Source organism: Streptomyces xingningensis (assembly GCF_054957865.1).
On record NZ_JBDJPF010000014.1, the window covers coordinates 44,636 to 57,590 of the forward strand.

The 12,955-nt window shown below is 69.3% G+C and carries 13 protein-coding genes and 3 pseudogenes; 7 read left to right on the forward strand and 9 right to left on the reverse strand.

All coding sequences use genetic code 11. The features are described 5' to 3' along the window. Nucleotides 1–225: 225 nt before the first annotated feature. A complete protein-coding gene (whiG, locus tag ABCR83_RS10230) occupies nucleotides 226–1,062 on the forward strand; it encodes an RNA polymerase sigma factor WhiG (protein ID WP_462694568.1) in 837 nt (278 codons plus the stop codon). A gap of 102 nt (nucleotides 1,063–1,164) precedes the next feature. After that, entirely contained in the window at nucleotides 1,165–1,701 is a 537-nt protein-coding gene (locus ABCR83_RS10235) for a TetR/AcrR family transcriptional regulator (RefSeq protein ID WP_462694629.1), read from the forward strand. A 117-nt stretch (nucleotides 1,702–1,818) separates the two neighbouring features. Here ABCR83_RS10235 and ABCR83_RS10240 read toward each other — a convergent pair. Beyond that, nucleotides 1,819–2,379: pseudogene (locus tag ABCR83_RS10240) on the reverse strand (peptidoglycan DD-metalloendopeptidase family protein); the annotation flags it as partial. A 312-nt stretch (nucleotides 2,380–2,691) separates the two neighbouring features. Here ABCR83_RS10240 and rpsB point away from each other — a divergent pair. The 5 genes from rpsB to ABCR83_RS10265 all read left to right on the forward strand — a co-directional run bounded on the left by rpsB (nucleotide 2,692) and on the right by ABCR83_RS10265 (nucleotide 7,361). Continuing rightward, on the forward strand, nucleotides 2,692–3,567 hold the full coding sequence (gene rpsB, locus ABCR83_RS10245) for a 30S ribosomal protein S2 (protein ID WP_462694569.1): 876 nt from the start codon (nucleotides 2,692–2,694) through the stop codon (nucleotides 3,565–3,567). 176 nt (nucleotides 3,568–3,743) lie between these two features. Next, nucleotides 3,744–4,580 carry a translation elongation factor Ts gene (gene tsf, locus ABCR83_RS10250; protein WP_462694570.1) on the forward strand — a complete coding sequence of 279 codons (837 nt, stop codon included), beginning with the start codon at nucleotides 3,744–3,746 and terminating at the stop codon, nucleotides 4,578–4,580. Between the two features lie 163 nt (nucleotides 4,581–4,743). Further along, complete coding sequence (gene pyrH, locus ABCR83_RS10255; protein ID WP_462694571.1) at nucleotides 4,744–5,523, forward strand: UMP kinase; 780 nt, start codon at nucleotides 4,744–4,746, stop codon at nucleotides 5,521–5,523. Between the two features lie 176 nt (nucleotides 5,524–5,699). After that, nucleotides 5,700–6,257 (forward strand): ribosome recycling factor, encoded by a 558-nt coding sequence (frr, locus tag ABCR83_RS10260; protein WP_462694572.1) that lies wholly within the window; start codon nucleotides 5,700–5,702, stop codon nucleotides 6,255–6,257. A gap of 9 nt (nucleotides 6,258–6,266) precedes the next feature. Further along, nucleotides 6,267–7,361, forward strand: coding sequence for a phosphatidate cytidylyltransferase (locus ABCR83_RS10265; RefSeq protein WP_462694573.1), 1,095 nt, complete (start codon nucleotides 6,267–6,269; stop codon nucleotides 7,359–7,361). Between the two features lie 166 nt (nucleotides 7,362–7,527). Here ABCR83_RS10265 and ABCR83_RS10270 read toward each other — a convergent pair whose 3' ends face one another. From ABCR83_RS10270 to ABCR83_RS10305, 8 genes and pseudogenes are all read right to left on the reverse strand, one after another. Beyond that, complete coding sequence (locus ABCR83_RS10270) at nucleotides 7,528–8,790, reverse strand: tyrosine-type recombinase/integrase (protein WP_462694574.1); 1,263 nt, start codon at nucleotides 8,788–8,790, stop codon at nucleotides 7,528–7,530. A 248-nt stretch (nucleotides 8,791–9,038) separates the two neighbouring features. Beyond that, nucleotides 9,039–9,257, reverse strand: a pseudogene (locus ABCR83_RS10275) (helix-turn-helix domain-containing protein); the annotation flags it as partial. A 74-nt stretch (nucleotides 9,258–9,331) separates the two neighbouring features. After that, a pseudogene (locus ABCR83_RS10280) lies at nucleotides 9,332–9,487 on the reverse strand (helix-turn-helix transcriptional regulator); the annotation flags it as partial. Then, nucleotides 9,477–10,652 (reverse strand): AAA family ATPase, encoded by a 1,176-nt coding sequence (locus ABCR83_RS10285; protein WP_462694575.1) that lies wholly within the window; start codon nucleotides 10,650–10,652, stop codon nucleotides 9,477–9,479. The pseudogene ABCR83_RS10280 and the gene ABCR83_RS10285, both read right to left, overlap by 11 nt. Continuing rightward, nucleotides 10,649–11,524, reverse strand: a complete 876-nt coding sequence (locus tag ABCR83_RS10290) for a bifunctional DNA primase/polymerase (RefSeq protein ID WP_462694630.1) — start codon at nucleotides 11,522–11,524, stop codon at nucleotides 10,649–10,651. The genes ABCR83_RS10285 and ABCR83_RS10290 overlap by 4 nt, the downstream gene beginning before the upstream one ends. A 188-nt stretch (nucleotides 11,525–11,712) precedes the next feature. Beyond that, nucleotides 11,713–12,180 (reverse strand): single-stranded DNA-binding protein, encoded by a 468-nt coding sequence (locus ABCR83_RS10295; RefSeq protein WP_462694576.1) that lies wholly within the window; start codon nucleotides 12,178–12,180, stop codon nucleotides 11,713–11,715. Between the two features lie 3 nt (nucleotides 12,181–12,183). Then, nucleotides 12,184–12,387, reverse strand: a complete 204-nt coding sequence (locus ABCR83_RS10300) for a hypothetical protein (RefSeq protein WP_462694577.1) — start codon at nucleotides 12,385–12,387, stop codon at nucleotides 12,184–12,186. A gap of 5 nt (nucleotides 12,388–12,392) precedes the next feature. Further along, entirely contained in the window at nucleotides 12,393–12,917 is a 525-nt protein-coding gene (locus tag ABCR83_RS10305) for a hypothetical protein (RefSeq protein WP_462694578.1), read from the reverse strand. Nucleotides 12,918–12,955 lie beyond the last annotated feature (38 nt).

The window sequence follows — 12,955 nt, forward strand, 5'->3', positions numbered from 1 at the left end:
GATCGGGTGAAAGGGTTAAGGACGTGACCACGGCGGCCGATACGCCGGGCACTGTGCGGCCCGAGGGCCCGGCGGTCGTCGGGGAGCGTGGCCGGCGGATCGCGCCCCCGCACACCGAAGGGATCTTCATCGCGCGGCGCGGCACTTCGGTCACGCTACGCTCACGCAATTCCAGCCATTCGTACCACCCGATCCATGTCACAGCAGAACGGCTCAAGACGACGAATGCCCCAGCAACCCTCCGGGTCCGACCGCGCCGCCGCGCCACCCGCAGCACGCGGCGCCGTGCGCCCTCCCGCACCCTCGACGCTCGATGAGCTGTGGCGGTCGTACAAGGCATCGGGCGACGAACGACTGCGGGAGCAGCTGATCCTCCACTACTCACCCCTGGTGAAGTATGTGGCGGGGCGGGTCAGCGTCGGGCTGCCGTCCAATGTCGAGCAGGCGGACTTCGTGTCCTCCGGGGTCTTCGGCCTCATCGATGCCATCGAGAAATTCGATCCCGGCCGGTCCATCAAGTTCGAGACCTATGCCATCACCCGCATCCGCGGGGCGATGATCGATGAACTGCGGGCGCTGGACTGGATCCCGCGCTCGGTCCGGCAGAAGGCACGGGCCGTCGAGCGCGCCTACGCCACCCTGGAGGCCGCGCTGCACCGTACGCCCTCCGAAGCGGAGGTGGCGGCGGAGATGGGGATCTCCCTCGATGAACTCCACACGGTATTCAGCCAGTTGTCGCTGGCCAATGTGGTGGCGCTGGAGGAGCTGCTGCACGTGGGCGGTGAGGGCGGCGAGCGGCTCAGCCTGATGGACACGCTCGAGGACACCGCCGCCGACGACCCGGTCGAGGTGGCCGAGGATCATGAGCTGCGCCGGCTGCTCGCCCGTGCCATCAACACCCTGCCGGACCGCGAGAAGACCGTCGTCACCCTCTACTACTACGAGGGCCTGACGCTCGCCGAGATCGGGCATGTGCTCGGCGTCACGGAGAGCAGGGTCAGCCAGATCCACACCAAGTCGGTACTCCAGCTGCGGGCCAAGCTGGCGGATGTGGGGCGCTGAGGAGCGCCGAATCGTCCCTCCGCCGTCGTCGCCGGACCGGTCGGTCCGTAGAGTGGGGGCGTGCCCAGGATTCGAGCGGCCTCAGTGGTCGAGCACCGGACGATGCAGCGCGGCGCTTTGCTGGACGCCGCCCGTTCTCTGCTGTCCGAAGGCGGTACGGAGGCACTGACCTTCCCCGCCCTCGCCGAGCGCACCGGACTGGCGAGGTCCTCGGTCTATGAGTACTTCCGCTCCCGGGCCGCCGTGGTCGAGGAACTGTGCGCCGTCGACTTCCCCGTCTGGGCGGCCGAGGTCGAGGCCGCGATGGAGCGGGCCGGTACGCCCGAGGCGAAGATCGAGGCATATGTCCGCCGGCAGTTGGCGCTGGTCGGCGACCGGCGGCACCGGGCCGTGGTGGCCATCTCCGCCGGGGAACTGGACGCGGGCGCCCGGGAGAAGATCCGCGCCGCCCATGGCGGTCTGATCGGCATGGTCGGCGAGGCGCTCGTCGGCCTCGGCCATGAGCAGCCGCGGCTGGCGGCCATGCTGCTGCAGGCCGTGGTGGACGCCGCCGTCCGCCGCATCGAACTCGGCGTCGAGGATCCGGAGCAGATCACCGAGGCGGCGGTCGCCATGGCCCTGCGCGGGGTCGGCGGCTGACAGCGGCAGCAGTCGCGAGGGGGCGCGCCGCAGCATCCAGGTCGGCAGCAGGCTCAGCGGGTCGAGATAGGTGTGCTCGCGCAGCAGCCCCCAGTGCAGGCAGCCCGCCGGACAGTGCCCGGGGGTCGCTTCGAGCTCGCCGAGCACCGCCCCGGCCGTCACCCGGTCGCCCTTGTGCACGGTGGCCCGCACCGGTTCATAGGTGGTGCGCAGCGGGGGGTCGCCGGTGCCGGACAGCTCGACCGACACCACTCCGCGGCCCGCGACCGTGCCCGCGAAGGACACCTCGCCCGGGGCGGCGGCCCGCACCGGCTGCCCCGCACGGGCGGCGAGATCCACTCCGCGGTGGCCGGCGGCCCAGCGCACGGGCGGTGGCTCCCAGCCCCGCACGATCAATGGCCGGGCGCCGCCCGGGCCGGCGACCGGCCAGGCCCGGTCGGGGCCGGCCGGCCCGGGGCCCGGCCCGGCCGTGGCCGGGACGCACGTCAGACAGAGGACGAGCGCCATAAGCGCACCGGTGATCACTGCCCGTATCCCGGGGCCCCGCCCCGGAGAAACGGCGAAAGCGGGGGCACCTCCCACGCCGTTCAGGACGGGGGCACCTCCCGTGCCGTTCAGGCAACGGGGGAGGGGGAGAGGGAAGGGCGGGGACACCACCCCGACGCCGCGAAGTCGCATGCGCACCACCGTGGCCGACTTCCGCGAATCCCGGGGATCTTGACCGGGATCCGTGGACTACTCGTGGGTTGTGGACAACGCCGTCACCCGGCCCTTCCCCGGTCCCGTACACTTCTCATGGCGATCCGGGTCACCGGGTCGACTTCGCACGCCCCGCCACCGGCGCATCAGACCCTCCGGGGCAGCGCGGTGGCCGTGCCCCTCGGTCCGGGAACGGCTCTCTCGCAGAGCGGTTCGCGGCAGGCACGCCGGGGCGTCAGGAGCGGCGGCCGCCCGGCCGCCGTGGAACCGAGTATCACAAGGAGCGCGGCCATGGCCGTCGTCACGATGCGGGAGCTGCTGGAGAGCGGCGTCCACTTCGGTCACCAGACCCGTCGTTGGAACCCGAAGATGAAGCGTTTCATCTTCACCGAGCGCAACGGCATCTACATCATCGACCTGCTCCAGTCGCTGTCGTACATCGACCGCGCCTACGAGTTCGTCAAGGAGACCGTCGCGCACGGCGGCTCCATCATGTTCGTCGGTACGAAGAAGCAGGCCCAGGAGGCCATCGCCGAGCAGGCGACCCGGGTCGGCATGCCCTACGTCAACCAGCGCTGGCTGGGCGGCATGCTCACCAACTTCTCGACCGTCTACAAGCGCCTGCAGCGCCTGAAGGAGCTCGAGCTCATCGACTTCGAGGACGTGGCCGCCTCCGGCCTCACCAAGAAGGAGCTCCTGGTCCTGTCCCGCGAGAAGGCCAAGCTCGAGAAGACCCTCGGCGGCATCCGCGAGATGCAGAAGGTGCCCAGTGCCGTCTGGATCGTGGACACCAAGAAGGAGCACATCGCCGTCGGCGAGGCGCGCAAGCTGCGCATCCCGGTCGTCGCGATCCTCGACACCAACTGCGACCCCGACGAGGTCGACTACAAGATCCCGGGCAACGACGACGCGATCCGCTCCGTCACCCTGCTCACCCGTGTGATCGCCGACGCCGTCGCCGAGGGCCTCATCGCCCGTTCCGGTGCCGCGACCGGTGACCAGAAGCCGGGCGAGAAGGCCGGCGAGCCGCTGGCCGAGTGGGAGCGCGACCTGCTCGAGGGCGAGAAGAAGGCGGACGAGGCTCCGGCCGCCGCCGAGGCCCCGGCCGCCGCTGCCGCCGAGGCTGCGGAGCCGGCGAAGCCGGCCGCGGACGGCGAGCAGGCCTGACCCTGCCGTAGGGACGGCGGGGTCGCCGTTGCGCCGACCCCGCCGTCACCCGGTGGATCCACGGCCGGGTCCCGTCCGCTGGACGGGAGTCGGCCGTCGTGGTGACCTCAAGACGGACCAGCCCTGCCGGATGCCGAGCGGCACGGCAGGGCGTAGTGCACAAGAAGGATTGAAGGATGGCGAACTTCACCGCCGCTGACGTCAAGAAGCTCCGTGAGCTCACCGGCGCCGGCATGATGGACTGCAAGAAGGCGCTGGACGAGGCCGTTGGCGACCTCGAGAAGGCCGTCGAGATCGTTCGCGTCAAGGGCCTGAAGGGCGTGGCCAAGCGCGAGAGTCGCACCACCGAGAACGGCGCCGTCGTCTCCCTCATCTCCGAGGACAAGACCTCGGGTGTGCTGCTCGAGCTCAAGTGCGAGACCGACTTCGTCGCCAAGGGCGAGAAGTTCATCGCCGTCGCCAACGCCCTGGTCGCGCACGCAGCCAAGGCCGCCCCGGCCGACGTCGAGGCCCTGATGGCCTCCGAGATCGAGCCCGGCAAGACCGTCCAGGCCTTTGTGGACGAGGCCAACGCCACCCTCGGCGAGAAGATCGTCGTCGACCGCTTCGCGGTCTTCTCCGGCGGTTTTGTCTCCGCGTACATGCACCGCACCGCCGCGGACCTGCCCCCGCAGGTCGGCGTCCTGGTCGAGCTGGACAAGGAGAATGCCGAGGTCGCCAAGGACATCGCGCAGCACATCGCCGCGTTCGCGCCGAAGTTCCTGACCCGTGACGCGATCCCCGCCGAGGTCGTGGGAAACGAGCGTCGCGTCGCCGAGGCCACCGCGCGCGAGGAGGGCAAGCCCGAGGCCGCCCTGCCGAAGATCGTCGAGGGTCGGGTCACCGGCTTCTTCAAGGAGCAGGTCCTGCTGGACCAGCCCTTCGCCAAGGACAACAAGAAGACCGTCCAGAAGATCCTGGACGAGGCCGGTGTCACGCTGAAGCGCTTCGCGCGCATCCGCGTCGGCGCCTGAGCCCCATCAGCAGGGCAGCGAATGACCCGCGACCCGCTAGGGTCGTATGCAGTCGGCCGTCCACCGGCCGGCCGCTGATGTGACGAGGAGGCCATTGCCGCAGAGGGAACCGCGAGGACCCATCGGCAGTGGCCTTCTTCGTATGTGCACGAGGAGAGTTCCCATGAATCAGGGTGCGGACGCCCATACGGCCGCCGACGACAAGAGCGCCGACCACGGCAAACACCGCCGGTTCCTGCTGAAACTGTCAGGTGAGGCCTTCGCCGGTGGCGGAGGGCTCGGTGTCGACCCCGATGTCGTGCACGCCATCGCCCGCGAGATCGCGGCGGTGGTCCGCGACGGCTACGAGATCGCCGTCGTCATCGGCGGCGGCAACTTCTTCCGCGGCGCCGAGCTGCAGCAGCGCGGCATGGACCGGGCCCGCTCGGACTACATGGGCATGCTCGGCACCGTGATGAACAGCCTCGCCCTCCAGGATTTCCTGGTGAAGGAGGGCGTGGAGACCCGGGTCCAGACCGGCATCACCATGGGCCAGGTCGCCGAGCCGTTCATCCCGCTGCGCGCCGTGCGCCACCTGGAGAAGGGCCGCGTCGTGATCTTCGGTGCGGGCATGGGCATGCCCTACTTCTCCACCGACACCACCGCTGCCCAGCGAGCCCTGGAGATCCATGCCGAGGCGATCCTGATGGGCAAGAACGGCGTCGACGGGGTCTATGACTCCGACCCCAAGAAGAACCCCGACGCGGTGAAGTTCGACGCCCTCGAGTACGGCGAGGTCCTTTCCCGCGGCCTCAAGGTCGCCGACGCCACCGCCATCAGCCTGTGCATGGACAACAAGCTGCCGATCCTGGTCTTCGAACTGCTCGCCGAGGGCAACATCGCCCGCGCGGTGAAGGGTGAGAAGATCGGCACGCTCGTGAGCGACCAGGACTCGCGGGACTGAGACGCCGTAACACCGTCCGTGAGGGTCCCGCCGAGGCGTACGGTCACGGACGACAACTCCGGGCCGTGGGAAGACCTCGACACGGGGATGGACAACTGCCTGCCGGTCGGACACCGTGCAGGAGAAGACGCGCGCAGGGGCGAGGCTCTGCTTACTGATAACACCAGGAGCAAGTGGTGATCGAAGAGATCCTCCTCGAGGCCGAGGAGAAGATGGAGAAGGCCGTTGTGGTCGCCAAGGAGGACTTCGCGGCGATCCGCACCGGGCGTGCGCACCCGGCCATGTTCAACAAGATCGTGGCCGACTACTACGGCGCCCTGACGCCGATCAACCAGCTGGCGTCCTTCTCGGTGCCCGAACCGCGGATGGCCGTGGTGACCCCGTTCGACAAGAGCGCCCTGCGCAACATCGAGCAGGCGATCCGCGACTCGGACCTGGGTGTCAACCCGAGCAATGACGGCAACATCATCCGGGTGACCTTCCCGGAGCTCACCGAGGAGCGCCGCCGGGAGTTCATCAAGGTCGCCAAGGGCAAGGGGGAGGACGCGAAGGTCTCGATCCGCTCCGTCCGCCGCAAGGCCAAGGACGCCCTGGACAAGCTCGTCAAGGACAAGGAGTCCGGCGAGGACGAGGTGCGCCGTGCGGAGAAGGAGCTCGACGACACCACCGCGAAGTATGTCGCGCAGGTGGACGAGCTGCTCAAGCACAAGGAAGCCGAGCTGCTCGAGGTCTGACGAACTCCGATGAACAACGCATCCTGGGGAGCCCCGCCGCGCGCCGGAGACTGGGGGTCCACGGACCAGCGGCCCCCGGTTCCGGCGGGTCCTGTGCATGGGGCGGGCGAGGCGGCGCAGACTCGGCCCATGCCCATCGTGCCCGACGCAGGCGGAGACCAGGACGACCGTGACCAGGGGGCCGCGCATTCCGGCGACCCCACGTTTCATGGCGAACGCGCCCATGGCGAACGCGCCGAGAGGGAGCCCGACATCCTGCCCCAGCAGTCCGCCGCAGCCAAGGCGGGGAAGAAGAGTGCGGGGCGTGATCTACGTGCCGCGATAGGAGTGGGGCTGGGCCTGGGCGCGGTCATCATCGCCTCCCTGTTCATCTACAAGCCCGTCTTCCTCGGCGTCATCGTGGTCGCCGTGGTGGTGGGGCTATGGGAGCTGACCTCCCGGCTCGCGGAGCAGAAGTCGATCAAGGCCCCGCTGGTGCCGCTCGCCATCGGCGGTGCCGCGATGACCGTCGCGGGCTATGTGAACGGCGCCGAGGGCGCCTGGGTGGCCATGGCCTTCACCGCGCTCGCCGTGCTCGTCTGGCGGATGACGGAGCCACCGGACGACTACCTCAAGGACGTCACGGCGGGCATCTTCGCCGCGTTCTACGTACCGTTCCTCGCCACCTTCGTGGCGCTGATGCTCGCTGCGGGCGACGGCGCCTGGCGGGTGCTGACCTTCCTCATCCTCACCGTGGTCAGTGACACCGGCGCCTATGCGGTGGGCTGGCGGTTCGGCAAGCACAAGCTGGCACCCCGCATCAGCCCCGGCAAGACCCGCGAGGGCCTGGTCGGAGCGGTGCTGTTCGCCATGGTGGCGGGCGCGCTGTGCATGCACTTCCTGATCGACGGCGGAGTGTGGTGGCAGGGCCTGCTGCTCGGCCTCGCGGTCGCGGTCAGCGCCACCCTGGGCGATCTCGGCGAGTCGATGATCAAGCGGGACCTGGGCATCAAGGACATGGGCGAGCTGCTGCCCGGTCATGGCGGGATCATGGACCGGCTGGATTCGCTGTTGCCGACGGCGCCGGTGGTGTGGTTGTTGATGGTGGCGTTTGTAGGGTCCTGAGCTGCACTTTCTTTGGTGAGGGGTCCGTGGTCCACAGGACGGCGGGCCCCCTTCGTACGTCTGCGACACTGGATGGACCATGCCTAAGCCCGGAGAACTGGCAGTGATCCGGCGGCAACAGGCCCTCTACCTGCGTGTTTGGCGCGAGTAGAGGGCCTGTTGCGCGTCACTGGGCCGTCTCTGGGCCGTCAGCTCTGCGTGGGGAAGGCAGAAGCACCCCGTCAATGGCCTTTCTCGTGCGCTCCTGACTCGATGGCATGAGGTGCGCGTACACGCGGAGCGTCAGCCCTGGGTCTGAGTGTCCGAGGTACTGGCTCACTGCCTTGATGGTCTCTCCGGCATCCAGCAGAACGGACGCGTAGAAGTGCCGGAGCGCGTGCATGCCGTGCTCGCGCGCGGAGTCGTACTTGCCGTTGTCGCTGGCCTCGGGGATCAGACCCGCCGCCGCGATCGCGGGCTTCCACTCCTGAATGTTGAAGTTGCTTCGCCAGACGACCCAGTTCGCCGTGTTCGTGAACAGGAGGCGAGCCGAGACTTTCGGGCCGTCCGGCTTCCGCCACGGGAGAGTGACCTCCACAGGCTTGTATGTGTCCATGTGCGCGCGTAGGGCCCTGGCGACCGACGGAGGCAGCGGTACGTCCCGCTCCTTGTTGCACTTTGGCGGGGCGAACACGGCCTTCCCTCGGATGAGCTTCACTTGCCGCACCACGTGCAGGGCGGCGTCCTGGAAGTCGAGCGCATCCTCAGCCAGTCCGACTATCTCGCCCTGGCGCAGTCCGCACCCTGCACCGACATCCACCATGGCGCGGTACCGCTCTGGGAGCTCTGTGCGGACAGCGCGAACCTGCGCGGGCAGCCATGGCACAACGCGGCGCTGCTCAGCCTCTGGCGGGCGGACGGACTTCGCAGAGCAGGGGTTGCGAGGCAGCAGGCCGTCGTCAACGGCTGCCGTCAGCACGGCGCGGACGTCGCCGTAGATGTTCCGCGCGTACGCTCCGCTGACGGTAGGGCTCGTCTCCATGGCGCTTACCAGTTCGCGGATGTGCTCGGGGCGGAACGAGTCCAGCGGCCTGGAGCCGATGAGCGGGAACGCGTGGAGACGCAACCGCTGCTCTGCCACGATCTGGCTCGACAACTCCGTGGTGTGCGTCTTGAGCCACTTCTCTGCGTAGCGCTTGAACGTGATCCGGGCTGCGCGCGGGTCGATGTACTGGCCGCGCGACATGTCGGACGCGGTGTTCGTGAGCCACTTCTCCGCAAGGCGCTTCTGCCGGTCGGGGAAGCTCTTTGACTTCTCGGTGCCGTCGGGGCCCTCGTAGCGAGCGCGGTAGCGCATACCGGTGCCGTGGCGATCGGTCTTCACTCGTCGGGGCTTGCCGTCGGAGTCGGTTTCGGTCTTGTACCAGCGGTCTTGGACGTGGCCAGCCATGGGGGCTGGTCTCCTTTCCGGTAGCAGGGCGGGGGAGGGCCTGGGAGGCCGCTCTCCGGCCGGTTTTGGGGTGTGCTGGGTGGGGCCCGCTACTTGCTGCGGGCCTGATCAAGAGGAGTTTGGGGTGCTACCGGTAGCCTGAGAGCCGCTACCGGTAGCGGCTCTCAGGCGGCATCTTCGGCGTCAGCTCGCCGGGGGATGGAAGAGACCACGCGCCCCCGGGCGGGGGTGGTCTCTTCCTGGCTCATCTGCCCAGTGACCCAGCGGTGCACGGTGGCGGGGTCGTAGCGGACGTGCTTGCCGACGCGGAAGCCGGGCGGTCCGGTGCGCTTCTTGCGCCACTGGTAGACGGTCTCCAGTGGCACGTCGAAGAGCTGCGCGATGTCCTCGGGGGTGAGGTATCGGTCGGGCAGCCCTGCCCGGAGGGTGGTGCGCGGGTCGGGCGGCTGGGTCTGCGCGGGACTCATGACGCTTCCTCCCGTGCCGTGTCGATGTCGTGGTGGCTGCGGGAAGGCAACAAGGCAACACCTGTTGCCTTCCCGCGCTCCAGTTCCGAACGGCGGATTCTTACCGCGCCATTCGGGAGCTTGATTGTTTTCGGCCCTTTCCTCTGCTGTCGCCAGCGGTAGAAGGTCGACAGCGGTACGCCGATTTCCTCGATCACCTGAGGAATCGTGAGCGTCTCGTCACGCGCCATGGTCAGGTCCTTCCGAGGTGTCGCCAGTGGAACGGGGGTCGGACAGCTGGGACAGTCCCGATTCTGGCTGTCCCACCTGTTCGTGCAGGTCAGATGAGGTATTGGGACAGTCGGACAGCTGGGACACCTCCGGCGTGCCCTGGGTCCGGGTCTCGGTGTCCGGGTAGTAGCGGCCCCCGGCGTCCTTGGTCAGCTGTCCGTCCGCGGCCATGCGCGAGCAGGTGCGGCGGACGTTCTCGGCATCGAGCTGCGGCAGCGCGGCGGCGATGTCCCGTGGGCGGGCGCCGGGGTTCTCGCGGACGTGTCGGAGGATGGCCGCTCGGGTGTCACCGATGGCGTGGTCCGAGACCGGCCCATCGAGCATCTGCCAGGCGCCGGAGGCGGCTTGGAATCTGAGCGCGTACTCTGCTTCGTCGACGTCGCGGCCGGTGACGTGCAGTACGCCGTCCGCCTGCCCGCGCGCCCGCTTCAGGACGAGCGTGGCGTCCGCGGCGCCCGCGATGCCGTTGGTGCCGGAGACCTCGGTCAGGAAGTCTTCGGAGCTCGCCTTACGGACGTGGTGGACGAGGACAACAGCCACGCTGTAGTGGTCGGCGATCCGCTTGGCGTACCCGACGGCGACGTAATCTGTGTCGTACGCCGACACACCTTGCGGGGCCCTACCACGCATCTTGGCGAACACATCGATAACCACCAAGCGGGCATCGGGATTGCGGTCCAGCCACCCCGCGATGGCCTCGGTTCCGCCCTGGGGAAAGGGCGGGCACTCCGTGACCAGAGTCAAACCGGCTGGCGCCGCCTGACCGCCCAAAACCTTGCCCATGCGCCCTTGGAGACGGCGCGGGGTGTCCTCCAGCGCGAGGTAGAGAACCGGGCCGCCCTGCACGGGCACCGAGTCGAATGCGCGCCCGCCGGCCGCGACCGCGAGGGCCAGGCCGAGGGACAGCCACGACTTGCCGACCTTGGGCGGTCCGGCGAGCAGGTTCACGCCCTCTGCGAAGATGCCGGGCACGGCCCACTTCGGCTCCGGGAAGTCGGCGGTCATGAGCTGATCCGCGGTCCATGCGGTGCGTGGGCGCTCGCGCTTCGCAGATGCCTCAGGGGGCGTCTTGGGGTCGGTGGGCACGGAGTACAGATGCAGTGGGGGAATGGGGTTGCTGTTCACGCTGCGTGCCTCTTGCCGGTGCCGGTGTGGAGTCCGTTGGCGACGGCGCGTTGTGCGTATGCCTGGGGTACGCCGACCGATATGGCGGCGGCCACGATCTGCTGCCCGATGGTGTCCAGGTCGCAGGGTCCGGGGCACTGTGTGTGTTGGGCTGCCAGGAAGCGGGCCACGCCGAACGCCTGTGATCCGGCGCCGGATTTGGTGCGGGCGCGTACCAGGGCCAGGCCGTGTTCCAGGCCGGTGCGGATGTAGCGCTCGGTGTGGCGGCATCCGTGGGCCACTGTCCGGTCCCAGGTGGCGCGCAGGGTGGGGGAAGAGGCCACTCCCGCCCGGGGCGGGGTGGTTTCTTCTTTCACGGTCAGGGCGTGGACGGCGGGGGGCAGGGTGGTCATGGTGCCGGTGCCGTGGCCGAGCCACCGGGCGTAGACCATGCGCGACTTGATGTCCACGCCGGGCCGCACGTCGTTGGCGGAGGGCATGGTGCCGAGGTAGATCCAGTGTTCTCCGCGGGTGGTGGGCACGGTCCGGGTGGCGGGGAGACTCTCGCGTGCCCAGGCCACGGCGTGGGTGCTGTCCAGGTCCACGACGGTGAGTCCGACTCCGGCCGGGTGGTAGCCGACCGCCCCGGCCGCGCGCCAGGCCGGGGCCCATGCGGGGGAGGTGATCACGCGGGTGTCGGTGGTCGCGGCGGCCCAGGCGTGGCACGGGGCGGGGCAGTGGCACGCACCCGGGTTCTTCATGTGGGGCCGGCCGCCGCACGCACCGCGGGCGCATGCGCGGCAGTTGGCGAACGGCATCTTGCCTTCCCGAAGGGGCAGCACCGGCACGCCAGTTGCAGCCAGGGCCAGGGCGGTACGCAGGTGCTCGCTGATGCCGCCGCCTGCGTCGGGCGGGAGGCGCGGTCGGTCCTGACCGTGGCTTGTCTGGGCGGGACGGGCCGGTTGGCCCTGGCCGGATGCGGCACGGTGGGTCATGCTGGTAGTTCTCCTGTTTCTTTGGAGGGACTGGAGAAACCGGGCGGGCGCAGGCTTGTGGTGAGACGGCGCCCGCCCGGGCGTATCTAGAACGGTGGCTCGTCGCTGTCCTGCGTGTCTCCGACCGTGGTCCTGGTGGGGGCGGTGGGGGACCATGGGTCGAGGGCCGGGCCGGAGGTGATGCCGTTGCGCTGGACGCGTTCGACCTTGGCGGTGGCGAACCGTAGTGAGGGGCCGATGTCGTCGATTTCCAGGGTGAGCATGGAGCGGTTCTCACCTTGGGGGGTTTGCCAGTTGTGCTGGCGTATGTGGCCGGAGGCGATGACGCGGGTGCCCTTGGGGAGGCTTGCGGCGATGTGCTCGGCCAGCTGGCGCCAGGCGGTGCAGCGGAAGAAGGCGGGTGTTCCGTCTTTCCACTGGGTGGTCTGGCGGTCGTAGGTGCGCGGGGTGGAGGCGATGGTGAACTTGGCCAGGGCCTGGCCGGTGTTGGTGTACTTCAGCTCGGGGTCGGCGGTCAGGTTGCCGACAACGGTGAGCGGGGTTTCCCCGGACATGGCTCACTCTCCTTCGTGGTGGCTGCGGGCGTGGTGGTCGATGAGCTGGCGGATGAGTCCGGGGGAATTCGCGGTCCCGGCGTAGCCGCCGAAGGGGTCCCAGGCGTGCCACCAGTACGAGGTGATGCGGGAGTGGTGTTCGGCGACGTAGACGAGCTGGTAGCCGCGCAGCTGTGCGGCGTGCAGGGGCTCGGTGGTGGGGGACATCGCTGTCAGTTCCTTTCGGTCCTGTGCCAGGTCGCGTATTCCTGGCGGACGTAGCCGCGTGGGTGGCGGATGCTGTCGGGGTGGTCCGGGGTGTACGGGCTGTTGCTGTGGCGGCGGGGGCCGGGGTCCGCGGCCCGGTCGATGTCGAGCAGACGGCGGGCCGCCTCCAGCGCCGCCCCGGGGGCGTCGGTGCCGATACCGGCGGCCTCGTCGTCCAGGGCGATGCGGTCCAGCACGGCGGCCTTGCGCAGCCAGAACTCACGGTCCACGGCGGTGCTGTGGGGGTGCGTGCGGGCCCGGTCGGCGGTCCAGCCGATCTCACTGGTGATGCCCGGCGCCTTGGCGTAGGCGAACCAGGGAGCGGGCCAGGGGGCCATCCGCTCACGGTGTTCGGCGGTCACGTGCAGCCGCACCCTGTCCGGAGTACGGGCGGGGCGACGACGCGCCGCGCCAGTGGTGAACGTCTCGGACAGGGCACGGGTGATCCGGTCGGCGTCGTCCGGCCGGCAGGTGATGCGGATCTCGAACATGGCTTTCCCTTCGATGGGTTGGGGGCTACTCGCAGACG